Source organism: Mucilaginibacter sp. SG564 (genome assembly GCF_013149275.1).
Classification (GTDB): domain Bacteria; phylum Bacteroidota; class Bacteroidia; order Sphingobacteriales; family Sphingobacteriaceae; genus Mucilaginibacter.
This window is the reverse complement of record NZ_JABGNA010000001.1, coordinates 1173191-1189544: the sequence shown is the minus strand read 5'-3', so window position 1 is coordinate 1189544 and position 16354 is coordinate 1173191. Positions and strand designations below refer to the sequence as shown.

Here is a 16354-nt window from a genome sequence, read left to right as displayed (position 1 = left end):
ACCAAGGTATCGGCGGAAAGAAACCTATCGATATGGTCGCCCTAAACAACAAAAAATAATAGCTAATTCTGTTACCGAATTACCTAACCCTTACAGCAATGACGTAGTGGGTAAACAAAAAGAGACACATGTTATGTGTCTCTACAAATAATATCATTAAATGATTATTTAATCAACGCCATCAGCGTAATCAAAAAAATCAGCGGTTTAGTCAGCTTCTGTTTCCTGCAAATACATTTCGTCAATATCTGCGGCGTATTTCTTTTCGATCACTTTGCGCTTGGCTTTCATGGTTGGGGTTATCTCGCCATCGTCCATGCTGAAGGGGTTACGTTTTACTTTAAATGCCTTGATGCGTTCAAACTTGGCGAGTTCGTTGCTTAGCTTGCGCAGATCCTGGCCAATCCAATCAACCAGTTCCTTATCTTCAATAAACACATCCCGCTGTTCAAAAAACGCGTCCTTGAGGCCAAAAGTTTCCTGCATGGTTTCGCGCGATGGTACAATGATGGCAGTGATATATTCGCGTTTATCGCCCACTAAAAATATCTGTTCAATTTTAGGGCTTTTCAGATAGGTGTTCTCAACCGGGGTAGGGTAAATATTTTTGCCATAGGCATTCACAAGCATGTTCTTCAAACGATCGGTTATCTGCAGGTTGCCACGATAAAACCTGCCGATATCGCCGGTATGGAACCAGCCATCCTTATCAATCACGGTGGCGGTTTCCTCGGGTTTGTTCCAGTAACCTTTCATTACACAATGCCCGCGCACAATGATCTCGCCTTCTTCCGATTGCAGGTCTTCCTTAAAGTTTTCGTGCGTTTGTATGGTATAAATATGCTGCGTTTCTACATTTTGAATAGCCACCTCAATACCCGGAATAATACGGCCTACGGTGCCATATATTACGCGGTGATATTCGGTAACGGCCATAACCGGCGATGTTTCTGTTAAGCCAAAACCTTCCAGTATCACAATACCCAGGTCGCCAAAAAACTCGCCAATATTGCGCGGCAATGCGCCGCCGCCTGATACCATAAATTTCAACCGACCGCCGGTTTTTTCCTTGATCTTGCTGAATACCAGCTTTTCTGCAATTTTATGCTGATTTTTTAAAACGATACCTGGCTTTTTACCGGCTTCCTGAACCAGGCGGTATTTTTTACCTATCTCCAGTGCCCAAAGGAATATCTTTGATTTTACGCCTCCGGCAGATGTACCGTTTTTGATGGCCTTATCATGTATGCGTTCCAACAGTCGGGGCACGCAACATAGTACGGTTGGTTTAACCTCGGCCATATTTTTGGCCAATAGTTCCAGGCTTTGCGCAAAGGCTATGGTGCAACCTTTCGACAGACAAATATGATAAGTAGCCGTCCGCTCAAACACGTGTGATAGTGGCAGGAACGACAGGAACAGGTCTGTTTTTTCGATATACGGGATCTGGATCAAACTGTTGATCACGTTTTGGGTAAGGTTATGATGCGTCAGCATAACCCCCTTAGGGATACCCGTAGTTCCCGAAGTATAGATCAAACAGGAAATATCGGTAGTTAAAATGGCTTCGCGTGCTGCTGCTATAGCGTGTTTGTATTGCTCAACCAACGCCAGGCCTTCCTGTATCACCTGGTCAAAGCCAACAACGCCGGCATTCAGGCTTACTTTATCGCTGTGTTTTTCAAAATCCTCAAAAGCCGGTATAATGCGGATCAGCGACTCGCAGTTATTAGCCACTCTTAAAACTTTGCGCAACAGGAAAGGGTTGCCCACCAAAATGGTTTTTGCACCCGAATCATTCAGGATATACTCAATCTCGCTTTCGCTAAGTGTAGGGTAGATGGAGGTATTTACGGCACCTATTTGTTGCAGAGCCTGATCATAATAAACATAATCCGGCCCGTTCTCAATAATGAGCGACAGCCGGTCGCCTTTTTTTACACCCATATGCAGGAACCAGGCGGATATAGCGTCAATCTTTTCTAATGCCTGTCTGTAGGTGATTTCAACCCAGGTATCTTTTACCTTATGCATTAAAAAAGTATGACTATCCGGATGTACATTGGCTACAACGTTGCGTATAAAGCCGGGAACAGTTGACGATGTAATTAACTGGCTCATTAAATTAAAAAGGATTTACAGACATCAAACTTATGTTTTTTAAACCTAAAACTCAAATGAAATGCTGCATATCCCCACTTTTGGGGAGAGGGGAAATACTTAATACGTCATTGCGCAGCGTGGACAACCGACCAATGGGAGCTCATTAATGCCTCAAAAAAACAATTAGAAACATTAATAATCTCCTCGCGTTCTCATGGATAGGAATAGCTACGCGATTGCCACATCGTTCCTTCTCGCAATGACATATGTTATTTTACCAAACCTGTATCACCTGCCCGGTTAAAGCGCCAAATACGCTTTTGTAATACGCGTTGGATACTTTATCCATAGTTACGGGGATATGGCCCGGGAAATAAGGGAAATAGCCTGGAGCGTCTTCCACCACACCAGCACTGATGGCGTTGATGCGTACGTTATTTTCCAATTCAATGGCGGCAGATTTGACAAAAGAATTGATGGCCCCGTTCACTGCGCTTAGGTTGGCGCCAAGCACAATAGGATCATCGGCCAGTATACCTGAGGTTAACGTGAACGATCCTTTGGGATTGATATGATGCTGACCGATAAGCACCAGGTTTACCTGTCCCAGTAATTTGTTTTGCAAACCGATGTCAAAATCTTTGGCAGTCATGGTTTTAAGCGGACCGAAATGCGCGCTGCCGGTAACACTCACCAAGGCGTCGAAACTGCCTGTTTGTTTGTAAAAGGCTTCGATAGATTCGCTGCTGGTGATATCCACCTGTATATCGCCGCTTTTGGAGCCCGCGGTAATGATCTCATTTTCGCCGCGAAGGGCTTCTGTTACTTTTTTGCCTATAGTGCCGCTGGCACCTACAATAATTATTTTCATACAGGATGATGTGTTTGTTTTTAAGAATTAGCGGTTTGGGTTTAAATATAAAATACTGCAGTTTAAGGATAAAGTTTGAAAGAAAAATGATAGGTGTGTCAAAAAAATAAACTGATAAAAAATAACGTCATTGCGTAGCGTGGTAATCCCCAATTAGCAGGTGCGCTCTGTAAGTAGGGGATTGCCACGTCGTTACTCCTCAGCAATGACGCGCGGATGGAGGTGTATTGTAGGAGAAAAAGGGGTGGCCTCTGGCTAAGCGTGGGCCGGGTGAGAGAGATGTGACTTAACCTTATAAAAAGTTTTTACTCGGCAGGCACAGGTAGAGGTTCTCCCGTTTTTAGGGGCACACCAAGATTTGGCAAACCATCTTTATTCCAGGTAAATTTTTGCGCCCGCGGCGAGCGGTCGTGCCCGCAGCCCTGACCGGGTTTGGAGTTGGCATGGTATAAGATCCAGTCCTCTTTACCATTTGGCGATTTGAAAAAAGAATTGTGTCCCGGTGCGTAAACCCCATTCTCTGGCGATTGTTTAAAAACCGGCTCCGGCGATTTTTTCCAGGAGTCGGCATCAAGCAAATTACTGTTGGCACTCGTACTGAGCATGCCCAGGGCGTAGTAGTCTGTCCAACAACCGCTTGCTGAGTATATCAGGAACAGTTTGTTGCCATGTTTGAGTATTTCGGGACCCTCGTTTACGTTTACATGGGCTGGATTTTTATCATCGTGCAGGTCACCATATTTTTCCCAGGGATACTGGGGACTTGATATTTTGACCCTTTGACTGCTTACGGTACAAGGATCTTTCATTTTGGCTATATAAATGTTCTGCTGACCGTTGGTATCGCCTTCCCATCCGGCCCAGATCAGGTAAAGCTGCCCCTTGTTCTCAAACACAGAACCATCGATGGCCCATTTGTTGGTACTGTCGCCAATTTGGCCTTTAAATGTCCATTCGCCCTGTAGCGGGTCGGAAGAGGCATTTTCCAATACATACAGGCGGTGATGGTTGTTGTCGCCATCGTCAGCAGCAAAATACATGTACCATTTGCCCTGTAAAAAATGGAGCTCGGGAGCCCATAGTTCTTTAGAATGTGTTGTGCCTGTGGGCGGTGTCCAGATCACTTTTTTCTCGGCTTTGTTCAAATCCGGCATACGTTTAGTTTTCCAGATCACCAGGTTGTCCCCGGTTGAATTGGTATAGTAATAATAACCATTGTGGTAAATAACCCACGGATCGGCACCGGATGGTAGCAGCGGATTAGTAAAAGTATTTTGAGCCATACAGGCCGATATACTAAGTATGAAAAGACAAAAAGTAAAGGATAACTTTTTCATATATAATAAGATGCAATGTTTAATTAACCGACCTGGTTTTAAGGTTTTTTTTGTTTTGCTGATATTCGGTAGGGGTGGTGCCAAATTGTTTCAGGAAGTTACGCCCCAGGTGCGATTGCGAACTGTAACCCACCATGGCAGCTACTTCGTATATCTTGTAATCGCCGTCTTCCAGTAGTTTGGCCGCGGCTTTTAACCGGGTAATGTTGATGAGCTCATTGATGGTTAAGTTTGATATGGCTTTTACTTTACGATATAGGGTGGGTTTGCTCATGTTCATTAAACCTGCAATTTGCTCTACATCAAGTTCGGGGTTTTGGATGTTTTTGATGATGGCTGCGTTAAGCCTGTCCAGGAAGCTTTCGTCTGGTTTGGAGTAAGCCATAGTATTGATACCAGCCAGCGGTGAGCTTGCAAAATGTTCCCGTATCTTATTGCGATTAATGAGCAAATTAGCCACCTGCACCTGCAAATGTTCGGGCGAAAAAGGCTTTTCGATATAGGCATCGGCACCTACTTCGAGTCCTTCTATCTTGCTTTGCAGGGTGTTTTTGGCTGTGAGCAGGATGATGGGGATATGGCTATGGTCAAAGTTGGTTTTTATTCTCTTGCATAGCTCAAAGCCATCCATCACTGGCATCATCACATCACTAATGATAAGCTGAATGCTCTCAATTTCGATCATATCCAGCGCTTCCTGACCGTTCAGTGCTTTGATTACCGAATATTTCTCGCTCAGGTCGTCCGAAATAAAATCAAGTATTTCGGGGTTATCATCGACTAAAAGTATAATTGGTTTCATAAAATCAAGATCCTCCTCTCTGGTTTTATCAGTTAGTTCATAATCATCGGGTATATTGTACAGGTCAAACTCCTCGTCCTGGTGTACGGGCAGGGTGAGCAAAAATGTGTTCAGATCATCTACTGGTTTGCTGAGCACCAATACGCCTTTATGCAGCTCGGCAAGTGAGCGCGAAAGAGAGAGGCCGATACCGGTACCGATCTGCTTTTCAGACTCCTTAAGACGGAAGAATGGCTCAAATATTTTCTCGCGCATCTCATATGGAACTATGTGGCCGTTATTACTGATCTCGAGCGAAAAAGTGCTTTCATCGGGTTGCAGGTCAAATAACTCTATTTCGACCACTGAACGACCGTACTTGATAGCGTTATTAATGAGGTTGCTTATTATTTTGGTAAAGGCCTCGATGTCAACATAAGCATATAGATTTTTTACCGGATGTTTAAATTCATACTGAATACTCTTTTGTTCGGCCATTGGTTTAAACCGCAAAAAAGTATCGGCAAGCAACTCGGTGATATCAGCTTTAACAAAACTAAGACTGAAGCCGTTGGTCTCGGTTTTCCGGAAATCCAACAGTTGATTGGTCAATTCCAGCAAACGATCGGTGTTTTTTTCCATGATCTGCAGGTTGTTCTGTATCTCCGGAACGCTGCCAGCTTTTTTAATTACCTTTTCCATTGGCCCTTTAATGAGGGTAAGCGGAGTACGTATTTCATGAGCAACATTCGTGAAAAATTCAATTTTGGCATTGTATATCTGTTTTTCCTTATCGTTCTCCAATATTTCGATAAGCCGTTTATTCTTGTCGCGGGTTTTAATGTGATACTGTCTCAATATGTAATACATGGCCAACAGTATCAATAACATATAAATCATATAAGCCCAGATACTTTCCCAAAATGGTGGAGTTATGGTGATATCGAGTCTGGTTTCTTTGGCCAGCCATTGCCCGCTGTTATTGGCCGCTTTAATAATAAAGGTGTAACGCCCGGGCTGTAATTGCGTGAAGTATACTTTGCGGTTGGTTTTCAGGAGGGTCCAGCCTTTATCAAGTCCCTTCATCATATACTTATATTGGGTCATCTCTGGCGAAGGGTAGCTCAAAGCCGCGAAATCAATACTGAATGATGATTGGTTATGGTTAAGATTGAGTTGTTTGGTGCAGATGATTGACCGGTGAAGTAAAGAATCGCTGCCGTTAACAGAGATTTCCTGGTTGTGTATCTGTATCCCGGTGATATATACAGGCGCTACAAAATCGTTCTTTTTAAACTGCGATGGATTAAAGCTAACCATACCTTTTACACAGCCAAAATACATGGTGCCATCGGTATCTTTAAAAGCCGAGTTGTAGTTAAACTGATCGCTTAATAAACCGCTGGCCTTGGTATATATCTTGATGCCTTTAGTAGGGATATTTAAACATACTAACCCCCGAGTGGTGCTTATCCATAGGTTTTTATGATCATCTTCCAATATCCGGAACGCGTAATTGCTGGGGAAGCCGTTGCTGAGATCGTAAAATTTAAAGGTTTTTTGTGTAAGGTTATAGTTCCATAAGCCCAAGCCTTCCGTTGCGAACCAGAGTTGATGATCGCTGTCTTCAAAAATACCGTTGACGGTGCTGTTGTTCAGCGCATTGGTTACGCCTTGTGCATCTTTTAGTTTGTAACCTGAATTTTTGTCCGGATCATAAAAATAAACACCATCATGTACTGTGCCCACCCATATTTTTCCATTATGATCCTCGGTAATACTGTAAATAAAATCATGAGTTGGTACCCCGCTGATCTGTGTAAAGTCTTTGGTAAGGGTATTATACCTGTAGAGCCCCTGGGTTGTACCCACCAGGATAAGTCCTGAGCGTGTTTTACAGAAGGTAATAACGAAATTACTTTTGAGCATGTTTGCTGCATTGCCTGCCAGGTAATACCTGATCACCTTACCGCTGGGGATATCCATAATATTTAATCCTCGTTCCAGCGTACCAATAAAAAGCTCGTTATCATTAGCTATTAAGCCATGTATATTGGTGTTTGATATAGTGTTTTTACCGCCGGGATAATAATGTGTCCAGGTATGTTTATCAGGGCTTAACTTGTTTAACCCATTGTCTTCCGTACCCATCCACAGGTTGCCATATTGATCTTTTGTTATTTCGCGTACTACATTGCCCTGCAGGCCTGTTTCGTCAGATCCGGGATAGAACTTGTTGAATGTGGAGTATTGTTTAGGATAATAATTTACCCCGCCAAAATATGTTCCTGCCCAAAGACCACCTTCTGAGTCTTTGTAAACCGTATAAACAGCATTATCAGAAATGGAGTAGGGATCATTAAATTGTTTTTTCAGGTTGGTAAAGGTATTTTTTAGGTCGTCATAAATAAATATCCCCGATTCTGTGGCTATCCAGAATTCATGATCATTATACTTTATAAAATCACGTACATATATTTCGGTTTTATTAGCGTTGTAGGTTAACAGGTCGCGGTACGTGCCATTTGTACAATCAAATTGTTTAATGCCCTGATTGGTAGTGCCGATAAATATTTTGTTGCCCGACCCATATATTTTCTCGATAAATTTTGAAGCAACGGGCGGCGAGTTTTTGAATACACTATAACTACTGAAAGAGCCTGTGACAGTATCCAATTTTTCCAGGCTGCCTGCTGTGGATGACACCCAAACATCACCAGATTCATTAACAGCCACAGAAGTAGCGTCAAAATGTTGAAATAGCTTGTAATCAATTATTTTACCTGTGTTTTTATCATACTTCATCAACGCCGACCGGGAAACAAACCAACAGTTATAAAACCTGTCTTTTGCTATGTATCTGATAGCGTTGTTGTTTGATGTGAGATGTATAAAACTTTCTGTTTGAGGATTGTATTTATCGAGGCCATGATCTGTACCTACCCAGAAACTGCCATCCTTATCCAGGCAAAGGGTATGCACCATATTGCCCGAAATGCTTTTTTTATCCTTAACATCATGCCTGAATGTTTTGAAAGTATAGCCGTCAAAGCGGTTGAGCCCGTCCTTGGTTCCAAACCACAGAAAGCCGCGTTTGTCCTGCGTAATGCAGTAAACGGTGTTGTTTGATAACCCCTGTTCTACCTGGTAATGCCTGAAATAATATGATTGTGCACAGCAGATATTAAACGAAAGGAGTAATAATAAAGAAGCTAAAAATACAGGTTTCAAAATCGTTCAGTAAGCAAATATAACCATTCTCGGCAAGCGTTTTCATTGTGGTAGAAAATGATACGTTTTGACTAATAATTGATATGATTTGGTTAATAGATGCGGGCTAAAATGCTTTTTCTTTACAGTATGATTTAAATATGTCAAACCTACATTTTAAATCAAAACACTTAACCAATTAAATAAATCATTTATGAGAAAATTTTTACTACTCAAACAAGTAGAGTACTTCCGCTTGCAATGGCCACCCAGTAAATGGGGCCTACAATTGGCATTAGTTGCTTTTTTCTTTATGTTTTACCTGCTTGTCCCATCTTCTGCATCGGCGCAGAATAAGTTCAAGGTGATAGGTACAGTAACAGATACCACGGGCGAAGTGCTTACGGGTGTTGCTATCCGCGTTCAGGGAACGCAAGTGGGGACAACTACCGATATCAAAGGAAAGTTTACCCTTAATGTTCCTGATGCTAACGGTACTTTAGTGCTGAGCTACATAGGCTTTGTATCAACAGAGGTGCCGATAAACGGTCGTTCTGTTATTAATGTAAAACTTAAAGCAAATAACGCAGCCTTACAAGAAGTGGTAGTAACCGGTTACGGCACGCAGAAAAGAGCATCTATAACAGGCTCAATAGCCAGCGTTACCAGTAAAGACATTGAAAGGGTACACGGCGGTTCAACCGTTAGTACTGGTTTAGCCGGTAAAATACCCGGCGTAACCTTTAAGCAGGCCGAAGGACGCCCCGGGGCCAGCGCCAGTGTTCAGATCCGTAATTTGGGTGCCCCCTTGTATGTAATTGACGGAATTCAACAGGATGAAGGTCAGTTTAATAACCTGGCGCCAAATGATGTGGAAAGTATTTCGGTGTTAAAGGATGCATCAGCTGCTATTTATGGTGTGCGCGCCGGTAATGGTGTTGTGGTTGTAACTACCAAAAGGGGTTCTGGCGAAGGCCGTATCAATGTCGACTCCTACCTGGGTTTTCAATCCTGGGACAGATTCCCCAACGTACTCACCAACTCTTATGACTATATGAAAGCCCTGGCCGCGGCACAGGTAATTACCAATGGCAGCACCTCCATCACCGATGCCGAGTTGGCAAAATACAAAGCAGGTACTGAGCCAGGATATCAGAGTTTTAACTGGAAACCGTTTGTATTAGCAAATTCGGGTGCACCACTAAACTCTTTCCATGCCGATTTTACCGGTGCTGGTGATAGAGTAACGTATTATGTGGCTGGTACCCACCTTACCCAAAATTCGCCCGCCGGTGCCGAATATCTTTTCAGGCGTACCAATATCCAGTCAAACGTAAAGGCAAGGGTAGCTGCCGGCCTTTCGGTAAGTATGAATATTAACGGCAGGATAGAAACACGTGAAAATCCAGGTGTTCCGGGTGGCGATGACTATGTACTGGCCAAACTGGGTATATTGGAAAATACGCCTTTGGATCGTCCTTATGCCAATGATAATCCTGCTTATTTAAGAGATAATGGTCCGCATACCGAGGCCAATTACGCGTTTTTAAATGATAAGCTTTCCGGTATCTGGCACCAGGACTGGCGCGTATTACAGACCAACTTTGAGGCCGAGTATATCATTCCGGGCATCAAGGGCCTTACCGCAAAGTATGACTATTCTTATTACTATGCTGATGAGTTACTCAACAACCATGAGTACACTTACAATGCCTATACCTATAATCAACAAACCGGTAACTATGATATAACCCACGCCGTTACCAATCCATGGCGTGAGCGTGAGCAACGTAAAGAGCTCAATACTACCACTCAGCTGCAGTTAAGCTATAATAACACTTTTGGTAAAAGCACCATTGGTGCAACATTGGTTAACGAGCGTATCCACAAAGAGCACCTGAGGAACTGGCTGCACGCTAACCCTATCTCCAATAACCTGCCATTGATCTATTTCCCAACCATGGATCAGTACCAGGATAGTGATGATTCTGAGGCTCGTATAGGTTATGTGGCCCGTTTTAATTATAACTATGACAATCGCTATTATTTAGAAGCATTGGGCAGAAGAGATGCATCATACCTGTTTGACCCTGCTCATCGTGTAGGTTATTTCCCGGGCGTATCCGTTGGATGGAGAATCACCAACGAGGGTTTTATGAAAAAGCTGCTGGGTGATAATAGCGTGCTGAATGATTTGAAGTTCCGTGCATCATATGGTGTATTGGGTGACGACAGAAGCCCGTATGACGCAAGTGGAAATACGCCTATTGTAACTCCATATGCTTATTTACCAGGTTATAACTATGCAAATGGGGCTGCTGGTAATGTGGCCATATTGGATGGTAATCCGGTTTCCACCTCAATTAATAAAGGCGTGCCGATCACTAACGTATCCTGGATGAAAAGTAAAATATTTAACGTAGGTGCCGATTTTAGTCTCTTGAACAATAGGTTAACCGGTGCGGTAGAGTATTTTAAAAGATCACGTACCGGCATTGTTGGAACCGATTATAGTGTGGTTCTGCCGGTGGAGGTGGGCTTTGGTTTGCCAGGCATCAATGAAAACAGCGACTCACAGCGCGGAGCTGAGATCTCCCTGGCTTACAACAATAAAATTGGTGAAGTAAGCTACAACATCAGCGGAAACTTTTCTTACAGCCGTAAAAAAACAGGTATTTATGCTGATACTCCTTTTGGCAACTCGCTTGATGAGTATTTCCGTTCACAAAATAATCGTACGGCCAATATTTTTTGGGGATACCAGGTTATAGGACAATTTACATCGGCCGAACAGATCAATGGTTACAAAGTGAATGAGGACGGAAAAGGTAACAGCACCGTATTGCCGGGCGATTTAATCTATAAAGATCAGAATGGTGATGGTAAAATTGACGGTAACGATGCCCGCCCAATTGGTTATGGCTTAGGATCGCAGCCTAATACGAACTTTGGTTTCTCACTGGGACTTGGTTATAAAGGATTTGACTTTCACGCCGACTTTTCTGGTGGTTCTGGCTATTCCTGGAACCAGAACTGGGAATCAAGATGGGCCTTCCAGAATAATGGTAACTTAAACACCATTTTCCAGGATAGCTGGCACCTGAGCAACCCTAACGACGTGAACAGTGCCTGGGTGCCTGGTAAATATCCGGTAAACCGGAACAACGTAGGCTTTACTCATTATGATTATGGCGATGGTCAAAATGCGGTTAATTCAACTTTTTGGCTGCATAATGTAAAATACTTAAGAGCACGGACAATTGAAATAGGTTACTCTTTACCCAAAGACCTGTTAGCGAAGGTGAAAATTAAAAGGGCGAGATTTTATGCCAATGTGTACAACCTGTTTTCTATAGACAACCTGCGCCAATACGGAGTTGACCCGGAAGTTAATGACGATAATGGTTTGCAAACACCCCAAAGCAGGGTTTACAATTTTGGTGTTAACCTAACCTTTTAATACAAACATTAAGTAAAATATTCAATGAAAAAGATATTCACGATAGCTATGATCTCTGTACTGATAGGTGCTGAGTCATGCAAAAAAGATAGCGATTTTTTAAATGTGCCGCCAAAATCGGTGGTCACCACTGATGTGGTTTTTTCTGATCCGGCGCTGGTATTATCTGTATTGGGCGATCTGTATAACAGAGTGCTTGATTTTTCGAGCCTGGATGCCGGCTGGACAACTTTTGCCGATTTTGGAGAATCATTCCCCTCAGATAATGGTTTTTACAACATTGTTCAAAACAGGAGCTGGGGTTACGGCACATGGGGTACCTGGGACTACGGATATGTTCGCGATTTGAACTTGTTTATTGAAAACGTAACCGCTTCAACCAAACTACTAGCTGCTGATAAAAGCAGATTTTTGGCCGAAGGCCGTTTTTTACGTGCCAGTTATTATTTTGAAATGGTTAAGCGAATGGGTGGTGTGCCTTTGATTACACAATCGCTTTCTTATGATAACAGTGGTAATGTAAGTTCTTTACAATTTCCAAGAGCAAAGGAGTCAGATATTTATGATTTTGTGATCAGCGAAGCCGAAGCCATCAAAGGTTTGTTGCCATCTGATCCGACCGAAAAATCAAGAGCAACCAAGGCTGCTGCACTGGCTATGGAAGCAAGAGCTGCATTATATGCAGGTTCTATAGCAAAATATGGCGCTTCAACACCGCAGGTTTCGCTTTCAGGCGGTGAGGTAGGTATTCCATCAGGCATGGCTACAGGCTATTATACCAAAGCTCTGGCAGCAGCTAAAGAGATCATCAACGGTTCGGCCGGATCATACAAACTTTACCAGGTATTGCCCAATCTTTCAGATAATTTTGCAGCTATATTTCTGGATAAAAGTAGCGTAAACCAGGAATCAATATGGGTTGAGGATTTTAAAGCATTGGCCGGTAAGGTACATTCATTTACCACCAATGATCAGCCTTATTCTGTATCAGACGAGGCTTCAGACGCTGGTCGTTTAGATCCTTCCTTGAACTTGGTACAATCATTTGAAAAGCTGGATAACACCTTTGCTCCGATAGCCACTAAAGACGGTTCCGGAAACCCGATCTATTATGCAGATCAGCAGGATCCGTTTGCAGGCAGGGATGCCCGATTGGCAGGTACCGTAATGCTGCCACATTATTTCTGGAAAACTGCTTATATCGATATTTGGGGTGGATATTTGCTGTCTAATGGCAATATCATCAGCAGCGATGATGCTACACACTATGCCGCATTGCCTGGTACAACAACACCAATACAGGTAGTTGGTAAAGATGGTCCTACACCTACCGGTGAACCACTTCGTACCCAAACCGGATTTTATGTCCGCAAATATCTTGATCCGGCAACAGGTTCGGGCCGTAGAGGTCGTCAAAGTGATGTTAACTTTATCCGGTACCGCTATGCCGAGGTGTTATTAAATGCCGCTGAAGCTGCTGCCGAACTGGGTGATTTCGCCACAGCATCAACCTATATGAACCAGGTACGCTCAAGGGCGGGTTTAACAACGCCTATCGTTTTAAACGCGTCTAATTATTTTGATAGGGTAGTGCATGAGCGCCGTGCCGAACTTTCATTTGAGGGCCATGTGCTTTTTGATATGAAACGCTGGAGAATAGCCACCAAAGTTTGGGACGGAAATCCACAAAGTTTGGCAGATCTGACCAGTAATATTGGCTCTGCAACCAAGAGAAATACGCAGCCATGGGGCCTGTATCCGTACAAATATTACAGCCCAGGTAGCCCGAACGATGGTAAATGGGTATTCAGGGAAGTATTGCCATCGCCGGTAACGGGTGTACTTACTTTCAAATTGGGTAATTATTATTCGCAGATCAGTGATGCTATCATTTCTGCTAATCCAAAGATCAAGAGACAGCCAAATCAATAAGCATATTATTATAATTCAAAGATCATGAAAATTAAATTTCATCACATAGCTATGTTTATCCTCATGCTTTCGGCGGCAGGCTGTAAGCTGGATAATGTTAAACCTCCTTCAATTAAGCTTACCGGGCAGTTAATGTACAAAGGCTCGCCCATTGGGGTTGAGTACAACCAGGTTCCTTTTCAGCTTTATCAAACAGGGTATAAAGGCAATACACCCATTACCGGTACATTTGACCAGGATGGTGCCTACTCCGTATTGACCTTTAGTGGTAATTATAAATTTACCATTCAGCCGGGGCAGGGGCCTTTTCAATGGAAAGAGCTCCCGTCAGGTGGAAGGGATACGATCAATATTGCGCTCACTGGTGATCAGACTGTAAATATCGAAGTAACGCCTTACTACATGGTCAGGAATGCACAAATAGTAGCGGCTAATGGTAAAATAAACGCCAACTTCAGTATCGAAAAAATAATTACCGATGCCACGGCTAAAAACATACAAACGGTGAGTTTATTTGTAAATAAAACACAGTTTGTATCACCAAGTGATAATGCTGCAAAAGTTGATTTGGATGGTGGTGCTATCACCGATCTGTCAAACTTGTCATTAAGCGTAAATATACCTTCATTTCCGGTAACACAGAATTATGTTTATGCCCGCGTAGGCATCAGGATAGCTGGGGTAGAGGATATGATATTTTCGCCGGTAGTTAAAGTATCTTATTAATTACAATTTAAAGGGGCCAAACATTGTGGTGGCCCCCTTATATTTATAAAATAAATCTTAGTTCTATATACCATACATCTGCTTATCCCTGATGAAAAAACTGAATTTTTGCGCATCTTTTTTAATTTTAACCTCCCTCTCGGCCGGAGCACAACAAAACGACTGGCACCTCATCAAAGACAGGATCACCACGCCCTGGGCCGAAAAGGTTGACCCAAAAGCACCATTACCGGAGTATCCGCGACCTCAATTGGTACGCCCCAACTGGCAAAATCTGAATGGCCTGTGGGACTATGCCATAGTACCCAAAGCAACTACAGGGCCGGCTAAATATGAAGGCAAAATACTGGTTCCTTTTGCTGTGGAATCGGCATTATCAGGTGTAGGCAAAACGGTAGGCAAGGATAGCATGTTATGGTATAAAACAAACATTACCCTCGATAAAACCCTCAGAGGGAAAGATGTTTTACTGCATTTTGGCGCTGTCGATTGGCGTACCGAAGTATTTGTAAACGGTAAAAGCGCCGGTGTGCACGAAGGAGGTTTCGATCCTTTTACCTTCAATATAACCCCTTATTTAAAAGGCGGTTCAACGCAAGAAATTAAAGTAAGTGTTTGGGATCCTACGGATGATGGTCCGCAGCCGCGTGGCAAACAAGTTAAAAAACCCGAAGGTATCTGGTACACCCCGGTTACTGGTATCTGGCAAACCGTTTGGCTGGAAGGTGTAGCCAAAACGCATATCGACGCTACCAAACAAACACCCAATATTGATGAGCACACCCTTTCGGTTTCGGCCCAAGTTTCCAACAGTCAGCCTGGCGACAAATTAAAGATCAGTGCCTGGGATGGCCAGACACAGGTTGATGAAAAGATAGTAGATGCCGGTGCAACCGCAGTATTGGATATTAAAAATGAAAAATTATGGTCGACTACCGATCCTTTTCTATACGATCTGCGCGTAGCCGTTATCCGTAACAATAAACCGGTTGATGAAGTAAAAAGCTATTTCGGCATGCGCAAAATATCATTAGGCCCCGATGCCAATGGCGTACAGCGTATGTTGTTAAACAACAAATTTGTATTTGAATACGGTCCGCTTGATCAGGGTTGGTGGCCAGATGGTTTATATACCCCGCCAACTTACGAGGCTATGAGCTTTGATATTAATAAGCTAAAAGCCATGGGTTTTAACATGATCCGTAAACATATTAAAGTAGAGCCCGCCCGTTATTATGCCTATTGCGATAAAACCGGCATGCTGCTTTGGCAGGATATGCCGAGCGGTGATTTGGGTAACCATTGGGAAAACCGCCCGGGTGTTTATGACAGGGCAACCGATCAGCAGCGCACGCCGGAGTCTGAAGGCTATTACCGCAAAGAATGGAATGCTATTATCAATGCCTTATACAACTACCCATGCATCGTAGTGTGGACGCCGTTTAATGAAGCCTGGGGGCAGTTTAAAACAGTAGAGATCACCGAGTGGACAATGAAAAAAGACCCATCGCGCCTGGTGAACAGCGCCAGCGGTGGCAATTTTTATGCTACCGGTAATATTGTCGATCTGCATAACTATCCTCATCCGGCTATGCCTCGTGCCGAGATCTTCGGTAAAACGCAGGCCGTGGTATTGGGTGAGTTTGGCGGCTTGGGTTGGCCGGTAGAAGGTCATACCTGGCAAGCCAATAAAAATTGGGGTTACCAGAATTTTAAAAATGGCGATGATCTGTTTAAAAAATACGCCACGTTTACCGATAGATTACAGGAGCTGATCAAATTAGGCTTATCAGCTGCGGTATATACTCAAACCACCGATGTGGAGGGGGAAGTAAACGGCTTTATGACCTATGACCGCAAAGTGATCAAAATGCCGGTGGAGTCGCTGCAAAAAGTAAATAGCAAGTTGTACGATCCATCTTTAGTAAAATAAA

General features: G+C 43.3%; 8 protein-coding genes. 4 read left to right on the top strand and 4 right to left on the bottom strand.

Annotated elements, in window-relative coordinates:
- Positions 1-207: 207 nt before the first annotated feature.
- From FHW89_RS04475 to FHW89_RS04460, 4 genes are all read right to left on the bottom strand, one after another.
- The gene (locus FHW89_RS04475; protein ID WP_172333774.1) at positions 208-2121 is read right to left on the bottom strand and encodes a long-chain fatty acid--CoA ligase; all 1914 of its coding nucleotides are present in this window, start codon (positions 2119-2121) and stop codon (positions 208-210) included.
- Positions 2122-2377: 256 nt separating this feature from the next.
- Positions 2378-2974, bottom strand: coding sequence for a short chain dehydrogenase (locus tag FHW89_RS04470; RefSeq protein ID WP_172333773.1), 597 nt, complete (start codon positions 2972-2974; stop codon positions 2378-2380).
- Positions 2975-3279: 305 nt separating this feature from the next.
- A complete protein-coding gene (locus tag FHW89_RS04465) occupies positions 3280-4311 on the bottom strand; it encodes a family 43 glycosylhydrolase (RefSeq protein WP_172333772.1) in 1032 nt (343 codons plus the stop codon).
- A gap of 19 nt (positions 4312-4330) precedes the next feature.
- Positions 4331-8323, bottom strand: a complete 3993-nt coding sequence (locus FHW89_RS04460) for a two-component regulator propeller domain-containing protein (RefSeq protein ID WP_216650467.1) — start codon at positions 8321-8323, stop codon at positions 4331-4333.
- 193 nt (positions 8324-8516) lie between these two features.
- On the opposite strand from FHW89_RS04460, the gene FHW89_RS04455 reads away from it, so the two are divergent.
- The 4 genes from FHW89_RS04455 to FHW89_RS04440 all read left to right on the top strand — a co-directional run bounded on the left by FHW89_RS04455 (position 8517) and on the right by FHW89_RS04440 (position 16353).
- Positions 8517-11762, top strand: a complete 3246-nt coding sequence (locus FHW89_RS04455) for a TonB-dependent receptor (protein WP_253952158.1) — start codon at positions 8517-8519, stop codon at positions 11760-11762.
- A gap of 24 nt (positions 11763-11786) precedes the next feature.
- Positions 11787-13694: a RagB/SusD family nutrient uptake outer membrane protein gene (locus FHW89_RS04450; RefSeq protein ID WP_172333771.1), complete on the top strand. Its 1908-nt coding sequence runs from the start codon at positions 11787-11789 to the stop codon at positions 13692-13694.
- A 24-nt stretch (positions 13695-13718) separates the two neighbouring features.
- Positions 13719-14420, top strand: coding sequence for a DUF3823 domain-containing protein (locus FHW89_RS04445; protein WP_172333770.1), 702 nt, complete (start codon positions 13719-13721; stop codon positions 14418-14420).
- Between the two features lie 91 nt (positions 14421-14511).
- Positions 14512-16353 carry a glycoside hydrolase family 2 protein gene (locus FHW89_RS04440; RefSeq protein WP_172333769.1) on the top strand — a complete coding sequence of 614 codons (1842 nt, stop codon included), beginning with the start codon at positions 14512-14514 and terminating at the stop codon, positions 16351-16353.
- Position 16354: the final 1 nt, after the last annotated feature.